19 protein-coding genes are annotated in these 19,921 nt (G+C 38.2%); 11 read left to right on the top strand and 8 right to left on the bottom strand.

All coding sequences use genetic code 11. The annotated features are described in order from the left end of the window. Nucleotides 1–457: 457 nt before the first annotated feature. The 7 genes from HWQ49_RS06505 to HWQ49_RS06475 are packed head-to-tail and all read right to left on the bottom strand — an operon-like array spanning nucleotide 458 to nucleotide 7,063. Complete coding sequence (locus tag HWQ49_RS06505) at nucleotides 458–1,954, bottom strand: sodium:solute symporter family protein (protein ID WP_188206795.1); 1,497 nt, start codon at nucleotides 1,952–1,954, stop codon at nucleotides 458–460. Continuing rightward, a complete protein-coding gene (locus HWQ49_RS06500) occupies nucleotides 1,947–2,189 on the bottom strand; it encodes a hypothetical protein (RefSeq protein ID WP_394810761.1) in 243 nt (80 codons plus the stop codon). Before HWQ49_RS06500 ends, HWQ49_RS06505 begins: the two co-directional genes overlap by 8 nt. Nucleotides 2,190–2,214: 25 nt before the next feature. Next, nucleotides 2,215–2,823, bottom strand: coding sequence for a 3-isopropylmalate dehydratase small subunit (gene leuD / locus HWQ49_RS06495; protein ID WP_188206793.1), 609 nt, complete (start codon nucleotides 2,821–2,823; stop codon nucleotides 2,215–2,217). After that, complete coding sequence (leuC, locus tag HWQ49_RS06490; RefSeq protein ID WP_188206792.1) at nucleotides 2,807–4,243, bottom strand: 3-isopropylmalate dehydratase large subunit; 1,437 nt, start codon at nucleotides 4,241–4,243, stop codon at nucleotides 2,807–2,809. Before leuC ends, leuD begins: the two co-directional genes overlap by 17 nt. 13 nt (nucleotides 4,244–4,256) lie before the next feature. After that, on the bottom strand, nucleotides 4,257–5,174 hold the full coding sequence (locus HWQ49_RS06485; protein ID WP_188206791.1) for a hydroxymethylglutaryl-CoA lyase: 918 nt from the start codon (nucleotides 5,172–5,174) through the stop codon (nucleotides 4,257–4,259). A gap of 18 nt (nucleotides 5,175–5,192) precedes the next feature. Next, nucleotides 5,193–6,389 (bottom strand): CaiB/BaiF CoA transferase family protein, encoded by a 1,197-nt coding sequence (locus tag HWQ49_RS06480; RefSeq protein ID WP_188206790.1) that lies wholly within the window; start codon nucleotides 6,387–6,389, stop codon nucleotides 5,193–5,195. A gap of 17 nt (nucleotides 6,390–6,406) precedes the next feature. Further along, a complete protein-coding gene (locus tag HWQ49_RS06475; RefSeq protein WP_188206789.1) occupies nucleotides 6,407–7,063 on the bottom strand; it encodes a GntR family transcriptional regulator in 657 nt (218 codons plus the stop codon). A gap of 141 nt (nucleotides 7,064–7,204) precedes the next feature. On the opposite strand from HWQ49_RS06475, the gene HWQ49_RS06470 reads away from it, so the two are divergent. Then, nucleotides 7,205–8,410 carry an MFS transporter gene (locus HWQ49_RS06470; RefSeq protein WP_188206788.1) on the top strand — a complete coding sequence of 402 codons (1,206 nt, stop codon included), beginning with the start codon at nucleotides 7,205–7,207 and terminating at the stop codon, nucleotides 8,408–8,410. A 552-nt stretch (nucleotides 8,411–8,962) separates the two neighbouring features. On the opposite strand, the gene HWQ49_RS06465 is transcribed toward HWQ49_RS06470, so the two are convergent. Beyond that, nucleotides 8,963–9,397, bottom strand: a complete 435-nt coding sequence (locus HWQ49_RS06465; RefSeq protein ID WP_188206787.1) for a hypothetical protein — start codon at nucleotides 9,395–9,397, stop codon at nucleotides 8,963–8,965. Nucleotides 9,398–9,650: 253 nt separating this feature from the next. Here HWQ49_RS06465 and HWQ49_RS06460 point away from each other — a divergent pair, with 253 nt between their 5' ends. The 10 genes from HWQ49_RS06460 to HWQ49_RS06415 all read left to right on the top strand — a co-directional run bounded on the left by HWQ49_RS06460 (nucleotide 9,651) and on the right by HWQ49_RS06415 (nucleotide 19,903). Then, on the top strand, nucleotides 9,651–11,729 hold the full coding sequence (locus tag HWQ49_RS06460) for a S8 family peptidase (RefSeq protein WP_188206786.1): 2,079 nt from the start codon (nucleotides 9,651–9,653) through the stop codon (nucleotides 11,727–11,729). Nucleotides 11,730–11,831: 102 nt separating this feature from the next. Further along, nucleotides 11,832–12,719 carry a DMT family transporter gene (locus HWQ49_RS06455; protein WP_223155045.1) on the top strand — a complete coding sequence of 296 codons (888 nt, stop codon included), beginning with the start codon at nucleotides 11,832–11,834 and terminating at the stop codon, nucleotides 12,717–12,719. A 347-nt stretch (nucleotides 12,720–13,066) separates the two neighbouring features. Then, nucleotides 13,067–14,068 carry a LacI family DNA-binding transcriptional regulator gene (locus HWQ49_RS06450; RefSeq protein WP_188206784.1) on the top strand — a complete coding sequence of 334 codons (1,002 nt, stop codon included), beginning with the start codon at nucleotides 13,067–13,069 and terminating at the stop codon, nucleotides 14,066–14,068. Nucleotides 14,069–14,086: 18 nt separating this feature from the next. Then, complete coding sequence (gene hxlB / locus HWQ49_RS06445; protein WP_188206783.1) at nucleotides 14,087–14,641, top strand: 6-phospho-3-hexuloisomerase; 555 nt, start codon at nucleotides 14,087–14,089, stop codon at nucleotides 14,639–14,641. A 13-nt stretch (nucleotides 14,642–14,654) separates the two neighbouring features. Further along, the gene (locus HWQ49_RS06440; protein WP_188206782.1) at nucleotides 14,655–15,281 is read left to right on the top strand and encodes a bifunctional 4-hydroxy-2-oxoglutarate aldolase/2-dehydro-3-deoxy-phosphogluconate aldolase; all 627 of its coding nucleotides are present in this window, start codon (nucleotides 14,655–14,657) and stop codon (nucleotides 15,279–15,281) included. Nucleotides 15,282–15,321: 40 nt separating this feature from the next. Then, nucleotides 15,322–16,386, top strand: a complete 1,065-nt coding sequence (locus tag HWQ49_RS06435; RefSeq protein WP_188206781.1) for a TRAP transporter substrate-binding protein — start codon at nucleotides 15,322–15,324, stop codon at nucleotides 16,384–16,386. 71 nt (nucleotides 16,387–16,457) lie between these two features. Further along, nucleotides 16,458–16,943, top strand: coding sequence for a TRAP transporter small permease (locus HWQ49_RS06430; protein WP_188206780.1), 486 nt, complete (start codon nucleotides 16,458–16,460; stop codon nucleotides 16,941–16,943). Then, the gene (locus HWQ49_RS06425; RefSeq protein ID WP_188206779.1) at nucleotides 16,943–18,229 is read left to right on the top strand and encodes a TRAP transporter large permease; all 1,287 of its coding nucleotides are present in this window, start codon (nucleotides 16,943–16,945) and stop codon (nucleotides 18,227–18,229) included. Before HWQ49_RS06430 ends, HWQ49_RS06425 begins: the two co-directional genes overlap by 1 nt. 17 nt (nucleotides 18,230–18,246) lie before the next feature. Beyond that, on the top strand, nucleotides 18,247–18,939 hold the full coding sequence (rpiA, locus tag HWQ49_RS06420; RefSeq protein ID WP_188206778.1) for a ribose-5-phosphate isomerase RpiA: 693 nt from the start codon (nucleotides 18,247–18,249) through the stop codon (nucleotides 18,937–18,939). Nucleotides 18,940–18,952: 13 nt separating this feature from the next. Next, entirely contained in the window at nucleotides 18,953–19,903 is a 951-nt protein-coding gene (locus HWQ49_RS06415) for a sugar kinase (protein WP_188206777.1), read from the top strand. Nucleotides 19,904–19,921 lie beyond the last annotated feature (18 nt).

Raw genomic sequence — 19,921 nt, 5'->3', positions numbered from 1 at the left:
TCCTGCCTACTTTCATGAAATTATTGATTTAATATAGTGAATATATTATAAAATAATTTATCGAAAATTGTTGTATCATTTGTGTTAAGAAATATTAAGAATTAGTTATAAATGTTACAGGAATTTTGCAAGAGATAAGGAAGTTGTTTAACCTATGGGTATCGAGCGTTAGAGTATATTTCTTCAAGCAGCTATTAATATTGTGTTGGTGTTAGAAGATAGAATTGAAGTGAAAAACTACGAAGGGAGAGTTCCAAGGTATGAAATTAAGTAGTGTATTGTGGGAAGTCTTTATGCCTATCTGGATTAATTACCTATGCGAGTTACAGAAAAGTAAACTATATAAAATAAAAATCGGCTGGTATGAGTTCGGCCTAAATACCGAATCCATACCAACCAATATAAAAATTAATTTATCGTAGTTGCTTTAATTAAAATTATTTATTAGGCAATCTGATTAAAAACCAACTGCTTCTTTTGTTTCTTCACCCTCGTATTTGACGGATTTTTTGAAAATAATACTGCCGAAAACACAAATTAATGTATTTATAAGAAGACCCCATAATCCAGCTGCAATTCCTAAAGGTACAAAGTCCGTAAATACCATAGTTGCTGCAGTGATAGTTCCTAGTAACATACCAGTAAATACTGATGGTGTGTGTAAGCCTTTCCAATATAAGCCAAGGATAAAAGCAGGAGCCACTTGGATCAACACTTCAAATTTTAATACAAATATTTCAAATAGTGTACCCGGTGGATTCCATGCAATTAACAGTAAAAGGAATACTGCGACAACTCCTGTGATCTTACCAACCTTGATTTGTTTTTTCTCTTCTGCATCTTTATTAATGTATCGACCATAGATATCTCTAGACGTTATGGATGAGAAGGTTAGCAGTGCTGAGTCGGCTGTTGAGATAATGGCTGCAATAATACCACCGAATAGTAGAATCATTGCCCAATAGAATAAGGCATTTTCTGAAGCAACAACATTAGCCATCATTCCAACCAGCTGTTCAGATTCCATCGTGTCTAATCCTGGAAAAGCATTAATCCCAATAATTCCTATTAGTAATACGACACCTGTCGTGACAAAAGGCATCCAAGACATACCAATTAGGGAGTTCTTTAAAGTTTGTTCATTTTTAGCAGAAAACACCCTTTGAATGGCATGTGGATAGATAGCTGCACCTATACATACTAAAGTTAACATGCTAAACCAACCGATTAATCCATCTGTAGATGGTACGCCAATTTTATCTGAATCGAAGGCAATCATATAGTCAGTTGATGATGGAAGACCACCAAAGTAAAGGACAGACCCAATTAGTAGGACAAATACACCAAACAGTAAAGCAATTCCCTGCATTGTGTCGGTATAAGCAACGGACTTCATTCCTCCTAACCAGCTATAAGTAAGCATAATAAATATAAAAAATACAACTACTAATTCATATGGTACGGCATTCCCTGTTAATCCTGATACTCCTTGGCCTACAGCAATTAATTGTTCTAGGATGTAGTTTCCCAAACCGTATAACATTAAGAAGGACCCTAATATAGTAATACCTTTTGATTTAAAGCGATAGTCCAACCAATCCGCAGGGGTAATAAAATTATGTTTTCTACTTAAGTTAAACAATCTAGGAGCAAATAGTAAGTAACCAACAATGACAAGAATCATAAAAGTAATTGACTGTAACCATTCAAACCCGATTCGATACCCTTGTGGGGCATAACCAATAATGGTATTACCACTATACTGGGTAGCATAAAATGTGAAAAATAAAACCATCACACCAAGGCCACGGCCACCAAGATAGTAGTTTTTATTAGTATCTCTTGCATTTTTGTTTCTTAGATAGGTAACAAAACCAATGGTTAACATAATTAGGCCATATATGGCCATAATCAAAATTCCTGACCAACCACCAAACGCTAATTCTTCACTCATTATTTTCTACCTCCTCTTCAAAATCTTCATCTGTTACCCATAGGTTTTTAATCGCATAAGTAATGGTTGCTGAGAAGGCAATAGAAACTAGAAGAATTATCCAGGCCCAGTAAGGAATCCCTAAGATAATCGGGTCATAGCTCCCCGTCGGTAAATACCACGGGACACTTAGTACAAATAGAATCCCGAAAATAATCCAAAGTTTGCCATTTTTAATAGGTTCTTTTTTAAACACTCGCATTCCCTCCATTTATTTATTATTATTTTTTAATAGGATCCATATAAAATGGACGCCTATTTTCAAAATCAGTAATTTCTTTTTCGACAGAGAGAGTTAAGTCAATATCATCTAATCCTTCTAAAAACTTGTGTCTTGTTTTTGGATCGATATGGATTGGTAATGTTATTTGATTACGATCTGATATAATATTGTTTTCTAGATCAATGGTAAGGAAGAGTGACTCTTCCTGAGTTCTTTGGTAAAGTTCATCAATAACTCCCTGTTCTAACTCAATAGGTAACAACCCATTGTTTTGACAGTTATTCTTGAAAATATCAGCAAAAGATGGTGCAAGAATAGCTCTAAATCCAAAATCATAAAGTGCCCAAACAGCGTTCTCACGAGAAGAACCACATCCAAAATTGGCCCCAGTAAGTAGGATGGGAGCCCCTTTGTATTCTTTCTGGTTCAATGGAAAATCACGGTATTCTTTTCCGTGTTCATCATAACGCCAGTAGTACATTAAATATTGGTCAAACCCAGTTCTTTCAATACGCTTAATGAATTCTGTAGGGACGATGATATCTGTGTCAATGTCGTCTTGGTAGATGGGTGTGACTTTTCCATCTAATTTACGAAATGGCTGCATTCTCTTGATCACCTCGATCTTTGTAATTCCAGTTTTGAACGTTTGTGAAGTGTCCAGTAATAGCAGCAGCTGCTGCCATAGCGGGGCTGACTAAGTGAGTCTGCGCTCCTTTTCCTTGTCTCCCCTCGAAGTTTCTATTAGATGTAGATGCTACACGTTCACCAGGTTTTGCCATATCTGGGTTCATTCCAGGACACATGCTACATCCAGGGTCTCGCCATTCAAAGCCAGCCTTTTTAAATATCTGGTCTAAACCCTCCTTTTCAGCTTTTCGTTTAATATGATAGGAACCAGGAACAACCAATGCTTGAATGCCTGGTTTCACTTTATAACCTTTAACCACTTTGGCTGCACTTCTTAAATCCTCAATCCGTGCATTAGTACATGAGCCAATAAAGGCTTTGTCGATGTTTACATTTGATATATTAGTAAGCGCTTCCAACTCCATGTATTCTAGTGCAGTTTTTGCTGCATTTCGTTTTGATGTCTCTTGATGGATGTCTGGGTCAGGGATGGTGTGGTTGATTGATACAACTTGACCTGGGTTGGTGCCCCATGTTACTTGTGGTGTTAATTCGTTGATATCAATGGTGATGGACTGGTCATAGGTAGCATCGGGGTCGGTGTATAGTTGCTTCCAGTTTCTAACGGCAATTTCCCAATCCTCATCTGTAGGTGTGAATCGTTTATTTTTAAGGTAATCAAATGTTTTTTCGTCCGGGGCGATCATACCTGAGCGAGCCCCAGCTTCTAAAATCATATTACAGATAGTCATTCTTTCTTCCATGGACATGTTAGTGACAGCTTCACCGGTAAATTCGACAACATAACCTGTTCCACCATTGGTTCCAATTTCACCTATGATTTTTAAAATGATGTCTTTGGCAGTCACACCTTCAGGCACAGTACCATTTAGGTGAATATTCATGGTCCTAGGCTTGCTTTGGGGTAGGGTTTGAGTTGCTAAAACGTGTGTAATTTCACTTGAACCAATTCCGAAAGCAAGTGAACCAAAAGCTCCATGGGTTGATGTATGGCTATCCCCACATACAATGGTTTTTCCTGGAGTGGTTAGCCCTAATTCAGGTCCGATTATGTGGACAATTCCGTTGTCCTCATGGTCCAAATCATAAACAGTGATGCCTTGTTCCTTACAATTATCTACTAAGAATTCAACTTGTTTTTTTGCAAGTAAGTCCCTGATGTTGTCTCTGTCTTTAGTTGGAACGTTGTGGTCGGCTGTTGCAAAGGTTAAATCAGGTCTTCTCACACTTCTTCCATGTTCTTTGAGTTTTGAAAATGCTTGTGGCGAAGTTACTTCATGAATTAGGTGTAGGTCGATAAACAAAAGAGGTTTTTCTAATGATGAATCAATAACGTGACTTTCCCAAACTTTATCAAAGAGAGTTTTTCCTCCCATAATAATCTCCTTTCTAAGCATTAACTGATGAATGTAAATCTGTTATTTTCCCGGATTTTATCACCTGACCCGGTAATTCACGTTTTAAAGTGTCTGATAGCTGTTGTGAGATCTGGATTAATTGATCTAGATCTGGGTTAACATCATAGTCCATAAACTTTAGCATATGAACTAGGTCTTCTGTACAAATATTGCCAGTAGCACCTGGAGCAAATGGACAACCTCCGACTCCTCCTAAGGAAGCGTCGAAGCGATTAATGCCTGTTTGAATTCCAGAAATGACGTTTGCCAATCCCATTCCTCGCGTATTGTGGAAATGTAATGTGAAGGTGACTTCTGGATATCGTTTGGTTAATTCGCTACAAAGTTCCTTTACATGTTTGGGAGTGGCCATACCTGTTGTATCAGCAAGTGTGATACCATTAACACCTAACTTTAAATACTTTTCAACTAGTTCATAGATTTTTTCAAAAGGAACGTCACCTTCAAATGGACAACCAAAAGTTGTTCCTAGTGAGCCGTTTAATGAAACATTATAGTTTGAAAGAAATTGAATTATCTCAGAAAAATTATCAAATGTCTCATCAGTAGTTCTTCTTACATTTTTAAGATTATGGGTATTGCTGGAAGAAACGAGTAAATTAATTTCATCTACTCCAGCTTCCACAGCTCTTTCAGCCCCTTTAAGGTTAGGAACTAATGCGGCATAAGTTGTATTGGGGTATTTTTGAATTCCCTTCATTACCTCACTAGCATCCCTTAAGTTAGGAATAGCCTTAGGAGAGACAAAGGAAGTTGCTTCAATTTTATCCACGCCAGCTGCTCCTAATTGGTTGATGAATTTAATTTTTTCTGATGTAGGGACAAACTGGTCTTCATTCTGTAGACCATCACGAGGCATGACTTCTTGAATGAAAATTTGTTGATTCATAAATTAACTTCTCCCTTCTTAAATAATCCCTTTATCTTTTAGCTCTTCAATTTTGGGTTTATCTAAACCAAGGATGTCACTTAGTACATTTTCTGTATGTTCACCTAAATCAGGGCCTAGCCATTTGGTTTTTCCTGGTGTTTTACTGAATTTAGGTACAATTCCAGGCATCTTAATCTTTTCGTCTTCTGAAAGGTCAAATTCCTGAATCATCTCACGAGCTTGGTACTGTGGGTCTTTTATAATATCTTCAATATTATAAATCGGTCCTGCAGGGACATGAGCCTCATCTAACGTTGTAACAGCTGTATCTAAATCAACTGTTTTTGTCCAGCTTTCGATAGCTTTATCAAGAAAATCAGCCTCAGCAGCTCGACCTTTATTATCAGCAAAACGTGGGTCATCAGCTAAGTCCTCTCGACCAATAGCATTCATTAGTCTTTTGAAAATAGCGTCTCCATTCCCTCCGATGACGATATATTTTCCATCTTTACATTGATAAGTGTTAGAGGGGGCAACCCCCGGCAATGAAGTTCCAGAACGTTCACGAATCACACCGAACTTATCGTATTCTGGTAACATACCTTCCATTAAACTAAAGATAGATTCATATAGTGCTACATCGATGACTTGGCCTTCACCAGTATTATTGACATCTCGGTGGTAGACAGCCATCATAGCACCTATAACTGAATACATTGCTGCTAATTGATCACCAAGACTAATTCCAACACGTGGTGGTGGTAGCTCTGGGTGTCCAGTTATGTACCGTATTCCACCCATAGATTCACCTACACTACCAAAACCGGCTTTATCACGATAAGGTCCTGATTGACCGTAACCAGATACACGAACCATGATGATTCCAGGGTTGATTTCGGAAAGTGAATCATATCCTAAATTCCATTTTTCTAAAGTTCCAGGTCTGAAATTTTCAATAACAATATCTGCTTCTTTGACTAAGGATCTTACTAATTCTTGACCCTCTTCAGATTTCAGGTTGACCGTGACAGACTTTTTATTTCTAGATTGAAGTCTCCACCACAATGATTTTCCATCGTAAATGTGTCTCCATCCTCGTAATGGGTCACCCTTTTCAGGTGGCTCAATTTTAATTACATCTGCTCCAAATTCGGCAAACATTTTAGCCGCAAAGGGACCGGCAATATAACTACCCAACTCAATAACTTTTAAACCGTCTAATGTTTGACTCATGAAAATCCCCCTTACATTTATTTTTGTTTATATATATCTTTCCAAGTTTCTAAATCTACTTGAATATGGTCAACCATCGCTTGCTCGGCTTCATATTTGTTACCAACTAATATGGCATCAGCTATTCTTCGGTGTTCATCGATGAATTTCTCTTTACGGGTGAAATCGCCTAGTAAAACATTCCTCATGTAAATGTTTTTAGCTCTGATTAAGTTCATGAATTGTATAAGTTGCCTATTCATGGAGCTTTGAGTGATGAGATCATGGAAGTCGGTATTTAAAGATGCGATTTTATGGTTATCTTCCTTATTTGATAAAGCGCTTTCAGTGTTATCGATAATTTCTTTAAGCTTTTGTTTATTTTCTTCCGTAATGTTCTGTGCAGCAAGGTTAGCTCCTAATGGTTCAAGCCGTTCTCTACAAGAGTAGAGATCAATTACGTCTTCAAAAGTCGGGTCAAAAACAAAAACGTGAACCCCACTTTGAACAAGTAAACCATCGTGGAGTAGCATGCGTATAGCTTCCCTTATCGGTCCTCGACTAATGCCTAATTTTTTTGCAAGAAACGATTCGGTAAGCTGTTCACCCGGTGAAAATTCTTTCTCTAATAACCTTCGTTGAATATTTTTATAGGCTTGAATGTGGAAAGGTTCGGATTTTATGATCCCACTCATAATCTCCCTCCTTTTTGTGTAAGTTTTAAAAAGATAGTAAACTGTTATCTGTATTTTGTCAACATTTACAAAATAAAAAATAAAGATTATATTGGGAATATACAAAATTTTTAATTAATTATGATAGTGAGTTGAGTTTTTATGTTATATAGGGAAAATTTCACACCATGGAAAATGTTAATCGTATTATTTATTCTACAAGCTTTTGTCGCACTTATAGGTAGGAGTATCTCACCATTAGGAGTGGTGATCGGAGAGGACTTAAGTTTAACTAAAACCCAAATTGGCATGCTTCCAGCTGCTTTTTTCGTGGGACAATCTTTAAACTCAATTCCCTCAGGGTTAATGACTGATCGAATAGGTTCTAAGAAGATGATTATAGTCATCGTACTATTAACAGGTCTGAGTTTTTTATTTGCTACATTATCATTATATTATTCATTATTGTTGTTGTTTTTGTTTTTAGGTGGGGCAGGTTATGGGGCGATGCATCCAGCTGCAAATCGAGGTGTTCTTTATTGGTTCCCTAAAGAAAAGCTAGGGACAGCGATGGGGATAAAACAGACTGGTGTGACGATTGGATCAGCTTTAAGTGCTCTAATTTTACTTCCTTTAGCAAATGAGTTTGGGTGGAGAACTGTTGTGGGAATTGCAAGTATGTGTCTGATTATATATGGTTCAATTGCATATAAGATGTATTTTGAACCGAAAAGTGTTAGTGCTAATCAGAAAAAAGTAACTATTGAAGAGTATATTAAACGGTTATTAGCCGTGGTGAAACACCGTACACTGTTATTAATAAGTATATCTGCGATGGGCCTAAGTGCTGGACAAATGATTTTAAATACATATATTGTTTTATTTGCATTTGAACATCTTGGTTATACCATTTTTCTATCGGGTTTGTTACTTGTTATTTCTGAAGTTAGTGGTTCATCTGGTCGGATTCTTTGGGGAATGATCAGCGACCGTCTGTTTGCTGGAAAGCGAATAATTGTTATGATTATTATTACTATTTTTGCTGGTAGTCAAGCATTCATTTTATCAGTCCTACCTGAAGGATTTCCTTTTCTGCTAGTCGGTATGATTGTTGTTATCTTAGGGTTTTGTATCTCTGGTTTTAATGGTATATGGATGAATGCTGCAACTGAGGTCGTCCCGAAGGAACAATCTGGTGCATCAAGTGGATTCAGTATTATGGTTGGAACAATGGGGGTTTTAGTGGGACCTCCAATCTTTGGGATGGTCGTCGATTTAACAGGAGGATATTCATTTGGCTGGATTTATTTCACTATACTAATGATGTTTGTTTTTATAATATTATCTGTAACTAGAAAAATAAACTAGATATATTTTTAAAAATTGCCTTAAGCGTTTCATGTAAATTAGATGAAGACTTTAGCACCAAGAATGTTATTTTAAATAAAGGCTCTGTTAAAATTTGGTGATTAAAAGAATAGTTCTTAGTTGTTGTATGGTGAGAGCAAAGGTTGTGACTCCTGGTCGGTGAAAGCGCCGCGTTCTTTGTCCAACATCGACATTTGACCGTCCAGGTCTTCAGAAAGCGTCTACCGAAAGCGAAGCCCTATAACAACAACGGACTTTAACAGAGCGTTAAAAAAAGATGATCCCGATATTGATTGGGAGTCATCTTTTTTTGTCTATTGTTATCCTAATAAATGTGATCTAATTTATAGAAAGTAATCATTGTTTTTCGACTCTCTTCAATAGTATTTTAACTATTTTTTAGAATAGTGAGTCTAAGATGCCCGAAAGAAACACTCTTACTATTTAATCTGTTATACAATTAGTTTCATTACATAATGAACCCCAGTAAGGGAGTTTCAACTAGTCCACAAACTGGGGAATAGTTCAAAATTAAAGTCCGTCTTTTATTTATTACTTAAACAATTCAGCTAGCGCACTTTTGACCTCTTTTTTCGTCATGAAGTTACTGGTTATAAGAGGGGATAGGTCATACATTAATCCTTTTTCTGTTTCAACTTGAGGTAATTTTAAATTGGTTAGTAGTTGATGTGTTAAGGAGATAGATGAAATTTGCATGAACCATTGTGCTTGAGCGACGGAGATGTATTGATCGATGATAAAGCAGTAGTCGACTAGTGTGTCGATATGTGCGTTCCCGTCAAAGGTGTAGCATTGTTCGCACATCCAACTGTTGAACTTTTCCTTCATGGTTGGTGTTTGACAGGTTGGGCAGATCATACCGGGGACAAGCTCTTCGATTGGGATGTCAAATTCAGTTAGCAGGTCGTTCCCACCATAGGGCTTACGATTTTCTCTTAATGAATTAATGATCATTTTTGAATCCATTTTTAATCTCCTTTTGAGTTGGTTTGAACAAAGTATAATGGACATTTTTTGGTGCTACAAATTAAGAAAAAAGTGATTTTTATAAGTGTTTTTGAGGTTATTTGATTTCTTTAAGAGATTTTTGCAAAATATGCGTAGAAAAATAGATTAAAGGGAAATTACAATTAGTACGCATGGAAATATGATGCAGGCGTGGTATGGTATAATATGGTGAATAATAAGTGGTCAAGTCAGGCAAGGAGAGGTTTTAGTGATGAGTAGACCGATTTTGGTAATTGTGTTCATTTTTGTTATTATTTTTTCATTTTCTTTAAATGTCAGTGCCGCTGATGGTTGTGAAGAGGAGCAATCATCCGAGGTGTGTTTATCTGAATTTCAGGAAGAGCCTTTATTTGAGGATCAGTGGTACTTAGATGCTATTAATCTACCAGAACGTATGGATTTCATAGATTATGATGAGGAAGTGGTAGTCGCCATATTAGATACTGGGGTTAATGGGGATCACCCTGAGCTAGAGGATAAAGTGTTGTCTGGCTATGATTTTATTAATGATCGTGAAGGTGGAATGGATGATCATGGACATGGTACGTTTGTGGCAGGAATCATGGCGTCTAATCTTAATGGTGAGGGGATAGCTGGGATTGCTCAGCATGTCAAAATCCTACCTGTAAAAATAAGCGATGGACGTGGTAGTGTCAGCACTAGTGCTGTCGAAAAAGGGATTGATTACGCAGTTGAGCAGGGTGCGGATATTATTAATATGAGTTTTGCCGGCTATAAAGAATATTCTATTGAAAGACGAGCAGTCGAAAGAGCGTCTGAAGCAGGTGTTATGCTTATTTCTTCAACGGGGAATCAGGGGGAGGATTCGATAGGTTATCCAGCAGCGTTTCCAGAAGTGTTTGCAGTAGGTGCACTCAGAAATTTGAATCAAGTGAATAATCCTGAGAACTTGCGAGCTAACTTCTCCAATTATGGTCCTCATATTAATGTAAGTGCTCCTGGTCAAGGAATTTTAAGTTTAGACTATGAGGGTGACTATCAAAAAGATCAAGGAACATCATTCTCGACAGCGATCGTTAGTAGTTTAGCAGCTTTATTGATGGCTAAAAATCCGGATTGGGATGTGGAGACCGTGCAATGGGCCATTGAAAAAGGTTCGCTTCAATCGGATTATTCTAGTGGTGAGTGGAATGAGTGGCTCGGTTATGGTGGTATTGATGTCAGCCAATCATTAGCACTAGAAGCTAGTGAAATGGGTGAGGAAGCTGTAAGTAGTCGAGAGGATCCTAATAGACTTCAGTTAAATCAATTAGAAAAGGATCACCTGGTTAAAAGTGGTGAAGGTAATTGGTATGAAGTCAATGTGGATGAGTCTGTTGAAGTTTATTTAGAGAACCCTAGTGATGAGTTAACGATCATTGTTGATATTTATCAAGAAGATTCTGAGAGTGTATGGGAAACGATAGAAATAGCTGAAGAGGAGCGAATTGAATTACCAGAGGGTTTATTTGATTTGCATGTCTATGAGTCATATGATCGTTGGTCTGAAACTCCTTATTCAATTGGGATAACGGATGGAGAGTTTGAGGATGGTTCATTAGAAATAGATGGACTGTCATATGTCTATGAAAATAGTCAAGAGATTCGAGGAGAAGTGGAGCCTTATACGGAGGTTATTTTAGACAGTGTGAGTGGTCAAAAGGTCGTAGAAAGTGGAAATGATGGAGATTTTGCTATTGATTTGCCTGAACTTGAAGTGGGGAATGAAGTGAATGTTAGTTTAGAAGACGGTGAGTCTGCGCAAAGAACAGTGTTGTCATTTTACCCAGATGTTCGTTCTAATATTGATGCGGTTAGGTATTTGAGTGAGGAAGGAATTATTCAAGGGTATGAGGATGGTACTTATCGTCCATTTGAAGAAATTAGCCGTGTGCAAGCAATTCAGATCATCCTAAGCAGCTTAGAAGGAATTGAGATTGATTCGACAAGTGAGGGCGAACCGATTATGGGGATCTCCCCGGGTGAATATGGCTACGATTATTTGCTGACAGCTCAGAATAAAGGGTGGTTAGCCGATCTAGGTGAAGATGGACGTAAGGCTTTAACGAGAGGTGAAATGGCCCTTCTATTGTCTAAGAGTCATGATCTTTCAGGAGAATCCGAAGAGGAAATACCTGATGTCGATGCCGATTCAGAGTTAGGTCAAGCGGTTGAGTCGCTTGTTGCTAATGGTGTAGTGAAAGGCTTCAACGACGGAACATATCGACCAGATGAAACCATTCGCCGTGACCATATGGCGTTAATGATTTATCGGATTTTAAAAGATTGATAGGTTTTGAATTTTCGTATTTGATTCCGGTCCCGAAGTTTTGATACAGTTAAGGAATCAATGTTTAGAAATCAGGTGACATAATTGATTAGGATTTACATCATGTTGTTGCTCGTCATGTTGATGTGGGGGGCCAATCTTTCGGCGTTAAAAGTGTTGGTTGAAGTGATCGATCCAATTCTGCTTACCGCATTTAGGGTGTTGGTGGCAGGTTTAGCTGTATTATTAATTTGTTATGTAATGGGCATCTTTAGGTGGCCAATGAAATTTGAATGGTTGATTATGTTTTACATAGGGACGTTTAATGTCGTATTACACCATTCATTTGTCGCAATTGGTTTGGAAAATACATCTGGAGTTAATGCATCGCTTATTTTAGGACTCATGCCTTTAGCAACGGTATTGATGGCAGTTATATTTTTAAGGCAACGTGTCAATTGGTTAAGATCGCTAGGGTTTATCTTGGGATTTGTCGGAGTTGCTCTTACCACGTTAACTGGGGAAGGTGGCTTAGGTGCCATTTCTTTTGGCGATTTATTCGTTTTCCTTGGTGTCATTGTTCAAGGATTTAGTTTTGTGTTAATTAGTAAGTTAAAGCCAACGTTTGACCCACGTTTGATCACAGGGTATATGATGGTATTTGGCTCAGTTTTTATTTTCCTCTTGAGCTTTATGTTTAAGGCTGATGTTCAGGAATTGACGTTATTAATAGATTGGAAGCTAGGTGCTGTGTTCCTATTCAGTGCGATTTTAGCATCTGCATTTGGACATATGACGTATAATTTTGCCATTAAAAAGGTAGGTCCCGCCGAATCTGCTATTTTTATTAATTTAAATACTTTATTTGCGATTACAGGTGCGGCCCTTTTCTTAAATGAAGAGATTACGCTAATGCATTTAGCCGGTTTTGTACTCATATTAATCGGCGTCTTCTTTGGGACAGGTGCGTTGGAATATCTATTACAGAAGAGAAGGAAAGAAGCAGTTTGAGAAATTTAGCTTAATAGGTGGTCGTAGTATTTTAGTTCGTTGGATTAGTTGATGAATCCGGCGAACTTTTTTGTTTTCCGGTGAAAAACCAATCTTTTGGCTGATCACACGACATTTGGCGAACGCTGAATTAATCCGGCGCTCGCTACTTTCCCTCCATCTCTATCAAGGAGAGAAGAAGAATTTCCTGAAAACGCAAAATAACATTCAACAAAAAATTTTCAAAAATCTATTGTAAAACGCTTACATCTGTTATACACTTTACCTAAATCGGTTTAGTAAATCGGTTTATGAATCTAATAAACTATAAATCTAATCGAAAGGTATCATATACTATGGAGCAAAAAATGAGAACGGTTACAATAACCGATGTAGCTGAGAAAGCTGGCGTATCTAAAAGTACGGTATCTCAGTATATGAACCAACGTTACGAATATATGGGGGAGAAGACGAAGGAGCGAATTGCAGAGGCGATTGATGAGTTGGGTTATCAGCCAAATATTGTGGCTAGGTCTTTAAAGCAAAAAACCTCAACGACAATTGGCGTTATTGTAGCGAATATCGCTCATGAGTTCTCAACGCAAATTGTTCGCTCGATTGAAGAGTATTGTAATGCGTCTAATTACCACATTATAGTTTGTAATGCAGAAGATAATCCTGAAAAAGAGAAGAAGTATATTGATATGCTTAGGGCGAAGCAAGTTGATGGAATTATTGCTTTTCCAACGAGTATGAATGTTGATTTGTACAGAGAGTTGACTTTAGAGAACTACCCGATGATTTTTATTGACCGGCATGTTCCTGAGGTTGAAGTAGGATCGATTATGTTGGATAACAAGAAGGCTGCTCAGTTGGCCGTTGATGAGTTCATTGAACATGGTTATTCAAGAACTGGAATTTTAACGACATCGATTCAAAATCATGTGACACCGAGGATTGAGAGAATTGAAGGGTTCATCGAAACGCTACATGACCGAGATTTACCCGTTAATGAACAATTTATTAGAGGTGTAGAGGTTGATCAAATTCCTAAAGAACTAGGGAAAATGATGGAGCAGCCAGAACCACCAGAGGCTATTCTTGCAGGTAATGATCTATCGTTAATAGCCATTTTAAAATATGTAAAAGAGAATAATCTTACTATCCCTGAGGATTTGGCTTTGATTGGGATTGACGATGTTCCGTTTGCATCGGTCTACTACCCAGAGTTAACAACAATATCGCAGCCAACAACTGACATGGGGAGAAGGGCAGCAGAATTATTGATTAATCGAATTAAAGGAGAAAAGCAGTCTGAACAAGCGCGTTATAGCTTTGAACCGACTTTAATTCGCCGGGCATCATGTTAACTAGATGGGGTGATTTTTATGAAAACAACTTTGCAAACGATTACAAGTGAGATTAGTCAGATAATAGATAAAGTTGATGCGAATCAAGTAGAGCAGCTTGCCAAAAAGATAGCGACTTCTAATCGAATTTTTATCGCTGGGACAGGCCGTTCAGGTTTAGCTGGCAAAATGTTTGCGATGCGATTAATGCACATTGGTTATCAAGCGTATGTTGTCGGTGAGACGATTACACCAAGTATTGAAGAAGAAGATTTATTTATTGCTATTTCAGGTTCTGGTGAGACGAAGACATTAGCGCACTTTACGCAGAAAGCACAGGAGATTGATGCTTCGATCGGACTCATTACGACTAACCCGGATTCAACGATTGGTAAGTTAAGTGATGAAGTCGTTGAAATTCCGGCAGCAACAAAGAAGACGATTGGCGAGCGTCAAACGATTCAACCTTTAGGTAGTCAGTTCGACCAGTCAGCTCACTTGCTGCTTGATGGCGTGATTGTTTACTTGCTGGAGCATTATGTTGAAGAAGCAGATACGGCATCATTAAATAAAAAGCATGCCAATTTAGAGTAAGTAGGTGAATGAAATGGTATCGATCAATGATCTAAAGCAACATCCGATTGTAGCGGTGATTCGTCATTCGAATCCAGATAATATTGTACCGATTGTCCGTTCGCTAGTAGCAGGTGGGATTCATTCGATTGAGCTAACTGCTGAGACGAAGGGAATTACTAGAATTATAGAAAAGGTCTCCGATGAATTTTCGACTGACGTATTAATCGGTGCGGGGACAGTGCTTGATCCTGAAACAGCTAAGGAGGTGATTTCGGCTGGAGCCGAGTTCGTTGTTTCACCAACTCTTAATCCAGAAACGATCAAAATGACGAAACGCTATGGAAAACTGTCTGTACCTGGTGCGTTAACACCAACAGAGATTTTAACAGCTTATGAGCATGGGGCAGATGTTGTTAAAGTTTTCCCAGCTAATACGTTTGGTCCATCGTACATTAAGAATATTCATGGACCACTTCCACAGATTCCATTAATGGTTACTGGTGGAGTCACGTTAGACAACATGAAAGAGTATTTCGCCAAAGGAAGTTTGGCTGTCGGTATTGGCAGCAATTTGGTTGATCCTCGTCAATTAAAATCTGAAGAGGATTATCAGAAATTAACCGAAACAGCTAAGTTATTTGCTAGTCAATTAGGCTAGTCTATATAAATAATAAATTATAAATAAGGGGAGTTAGATCATGAAGAAATTACTTCTATTATTAGCAGCTATTTTAGTTGCAGGAATTCTTACTGCTTGTGGCGATGATTCAGGCGAGGCAGAAGGTTCTCAGGATTCTGAGGGAGACAATGACAATACAGAAGCTACTGAAGAGGTAGAGCCTATTAAGCTAGTTGCAGCTCATAACCAAACTGACCCTGAAAATCCATATCAAGATGGTTTAGTAGAGTTTAAAGAAGTTGCAGAGGCTGAATCAGATGGTCAGATTGAAGTTGAGGTTCACGCAGGTACAATTGGTACTGAAGAAGCAGAATTAGTTGAAAAACTACAAACAGGTGCTGCTGATGTTGTATTAGTATCACCAGGATTTATGACATCAACTGGAATTAATGAAGTCGATCTATTTGCTTTCCCATACTTATTTGATAGCTATGAGCACTGGGAAAACGTGGTAACTGGTGAAGTTGGCGATGAAATGGCAGAGATTATTAATGAACAATCAAACAATGACTTTAAATTACTAGGTTACTGGACAGCTGGTGTGCGTCATTACTATGGTAAAGAGCCAATTCAAGAGATGGAAGATTTAGAAGGTATGTCTATTCGTACGCAAACATCTGGTGTTGTAGCTGACTACTGGGAGCGAGTAGGTGCGATTCCTCAGTCAGTAGCATGGGGTGAATTATACCAAGCGTTACAACAGAACGTTGTTGACTCTTCTGAAAACGCATACCCATACTTTGTACAGCAGGATCACCACAGAACTCCAAATGGTGAGTACATTACAGAGACAGGTCATGACTATACAACACGTTTCTTACTAATTAATGGTAATGAATTCGATAATTATTCAGAAGAACAACAAGAAATTATTCTAAAAGCTGCAGAAGCATCAGTAGAAGCTGAATGGGAAGCTTTATATGCTCAAGAAGATGAGTATAAAGAGATTGCTGTAGAAGAAGGCGCGGAGATTAACGAAATTGACCGTGAGCCATTTATTGAAATTGCTGAACCATTACATGATGAATATGCTGCTGAATTAGGTGTTGAACACTTATTAGAAATGATTAGAGACGCAAGATAAACACTTATGAACTTTGAAGGGACACGGCCTTAAAGCTTAGTGTCCCTTCAATTTAATTGAGGAGGGTCAGTGTGGATAAGGTTGTTAAATACATCGAGAAAACCCAAATTGTTGTAGGGATTGCGGCCCTATTAATCTTCTTCTTTGCCATATTGATTCAGATTACCACTAGGCATTTATCGATATCTGTTATTTGGACAGAAGAAGTTGCGAACTACTCCTTTGTTTGGGCTGTTTTTATGGGAGCTGCAGTGATGGTTAATCGTCGTGATCACTTTAGCTTCGATATTTTACAGAATAAATTAAAAGGAACGAAGAAGTTTTTCTTAAATATGTTTAATGATACACTCCTTATTTTATTTAATATAGCGATTTTTTACTTCGGAATAAAGGTTGTTGAGCAGTTTTGGAACTATACTTGGACGGCCTTACCTTTTATGAAGATGGGTTATGTGTGGATTTCTATTCCAATCATGGCAGGGACGATGATTATTTATACACTATCTCATCTGATCGATCACGTTAAACGTTATAGAGCCGGGGAGGTGCAACAATAATGGGTTATCTATTGGTTGGAGCGTTTTTAGTATTATTAATTATTGGTGTTCCGATTGCCTTCGTTATTGGTATTGTTGCATTTCTCGGGATTTCTAGTATCGAGTATATTCCAGAGATGAGTGTGCCGATGCGAATGATGAATGAGCTTAATTCATTTGTATTACTAGCAGTACCTCTATTCATTCTAGTTGCTAACTTGATGAATTCAGGTAAAGTCTCTGAGAAACTAATCGAGTTCGCCTTAGCTATTGTTGGTTCGATTCGTGGTGGTTTAGCACAGGCTAACATTTTAGTTTCGATGATGTTTGCGGGTGTGTCAGGAGCTTCACAGGCTGACACAGCTGGTGTTGGTAAAATTCTAATTCCTAGTATGAAAAAACATGGATATGATACAGAGACCGCGGTCGGTGTAACTGCCGCTTCTTCAACTGTTGGGGTGGTTATTCCTCCGAGTATTCCGATGATTATCTTCGCGGGAATTACTAACGCTTCAGTTGGTGCGTTATTTTTAGCAGGTATTATTCCAGGAATTTTAGTCGCTGTGGCGATGATGATTTTTGTTTACTTTTTAGCTCGTAAGAAAAACTTTGCCCGTACGGAACGTGTAGAGGCGAAGAAGTTCTTTAAGTTAATGTTTGAATCCATTCCTGCATTATTGACTCCGATTATTATTGTCGGTGGGATTGTTGCAGGTGTCTTTACGGCAACAGAGGCAGCGGCAGTGGCAGCTGTTTACACATTATTGGTGAGTATGTTTTTCTATAAAACACTAAAATTACATCATTTGCCGAAGATTTTATTTGATACGTTAGCCTTAAGTTCCTTATCTTTATTTGCCTTAGCAGCAGCAGGTGCACTAGGTGAGTTAATGAGTTACTATCAGTTAGGCATGAAAGCACAAGCCTTCTTCACTGATTATGTCGATGCTAAATGGGTCTTCATCGTAATCGTCATCTTATTCTTCTTATTTATTGGAACATTTATGGATGCGATTCCGGCGATGATACTATTTGTACCGGTGATCTTACCGACTGCACTTCAGTTCGGAGTAGATCCTGTACACTTAGGTTTAATTGTCGTCATGACCTTAGCGGTTGGATTAGTTACTCCTCCTTATGGGTTGTGTCTATTACTTGCTGCTAAAATTGGTAAAATGCCGATTGAACGGTCGTTTGTTGCGGTATTACCATTCCTTGCAATTATTTTAGCTGTGCTATTATTTATTGCATTCTTCCCGGATGTTGCTATGCACATTCCGAAACTGTTAAACCCAGATTTATTCTGACCTTGAGGTGATCAAGTATGTTAGATAAAAAGAAACAATTAGCGTCTAAAGCCTCTCTAAAATATATAGAAAATGGCATGACAGTAGGATTAGGCTCAGGGTCAACGGTTTACTTTTTACTAGAAGAGCTTGGGAAGTTAGTAAAAGAGGGACTTCAGATTTCAGGAGTCCCCACTTCAACACGTACGGAAAGATGGGCGAAGGAGTTTGGAATTCCACTCATCAATTTAACTAAGGACACGAATATTGATATTGCGATTGATGGTGCAGATGAAGTTGATCGTCATTTCAATTTATTAAAAGGTGGCGGTGGTTCTTTAGTTAGAGAGAAAATCGTTGATGCATTGGCGAAAGAATTAATTATAATCGTCGATGATTCAAAAATGGTTGAGCAATTTAAAGAGTCTACTTTGCCTATAGAAGTGTTACCCTTTGGTTGGGAGAAAACGAGCCAACAGATTGAGTGTGAAGGATACCGTCCCAAGCTACGACTTAAAGACGGTGAGCCTTTTATCTCTGATAACGGTAACTATATTTTAGATTGCTATGCGTATGAGATTAATAGACCAATTAGAAGTCATAAGCAATTAAAAGGAATGACAGGTGTTGTTGACACAGGTTTATTTGTTGGTATGACTGACCGTGTCATCGTTGGAGTAGAAGATAAAGTTATCGAATTAGAAAAAGAAAACAAGTCATACCGAACATAGGGGGTACTACAAAATGAATGACATCATAACAATCGGAGATGCCATGATTGCATTTAACCCGTCAAAAACGGGTCCGATGAAGTTTGTTGATTCCTTTCAACGTAACATTGGTGGTGCTGAGCTTAATGTGGCGATTGGTTGTTCTAGACTAGGTTTAGATGCTGGATGGATCAGTCGGCTAGGTAATGATGAGTTTGGCAAATTTATTCGCAACTTTGCGCGTGGTGAAGGGATCGATATTTCCGAAGTGGAACTAGTAGATGGCCATCCAACCTCATTAAATTTCAAAGAGATTATGGAGGATGGCAGTGTCAGAACATTTTATTATCGTGACAACTCGCCGACACTTACCATGAGTCCTGAAGATTTATCGGATGAGTTTTTTGAACAGGCTAAAATCCTTCATATTACGGGGATTTTCCCGGCTGTAACGGAACAGAACTTAGAGATCACGAGACACGCGATTAAATTAGCTAAAAAGCACGGATTAACGATTTCGTTTGATCCTAATATCCGTTTGAAACTCTGGAGTAAAGAACGTGCTAGTGAAGTGCTGAAATCTTTCCTGCCTGATGTCGACATCTTATTAGCAGGGGTAGAAGAAATGGAGATCATTCTCGGTGAAAATGAACCCGAGACCATTATAAAGGCGTGTGAGCCATACCAAATCGACCATATCATCTTAAAGCAAGGTGGCGATGGATCAATTGGCTACCATAACGGGGAAATGATTGAAGCCCCTCCTGTCCCACCTTCTAAAGTCGTGGATACGGTTGGTGCTGGTGATGGATTTGATTCTGGTTATTTATATGCGTATTTAAATGGTTGGTCGTTAGAGAAGTCTTTACGTTTTGCCAACACAATTGGTTCCATGGTAGTGGGTGTTATGGGTGATAACGAAGGCCTTCCATATTTAGAAGATGTTCAAATGAAGCTTGGAGAAGTCGAGAGAATTGAACGATAGATTTCAAGAAAGGGAGGA

The organism is Alkalibacillus aidingensis, assembly GCF_014595945.1.
Classification (GTDB): Bacteria; Bacillota; Bacilli; order Bacillales; family Alkalibacillaceae; genus Alkalibacillus; species Alkalibacillus aidingensis.
This window is presented reverse-complemented; position numbering and strand designations above follow the sequence as displayed.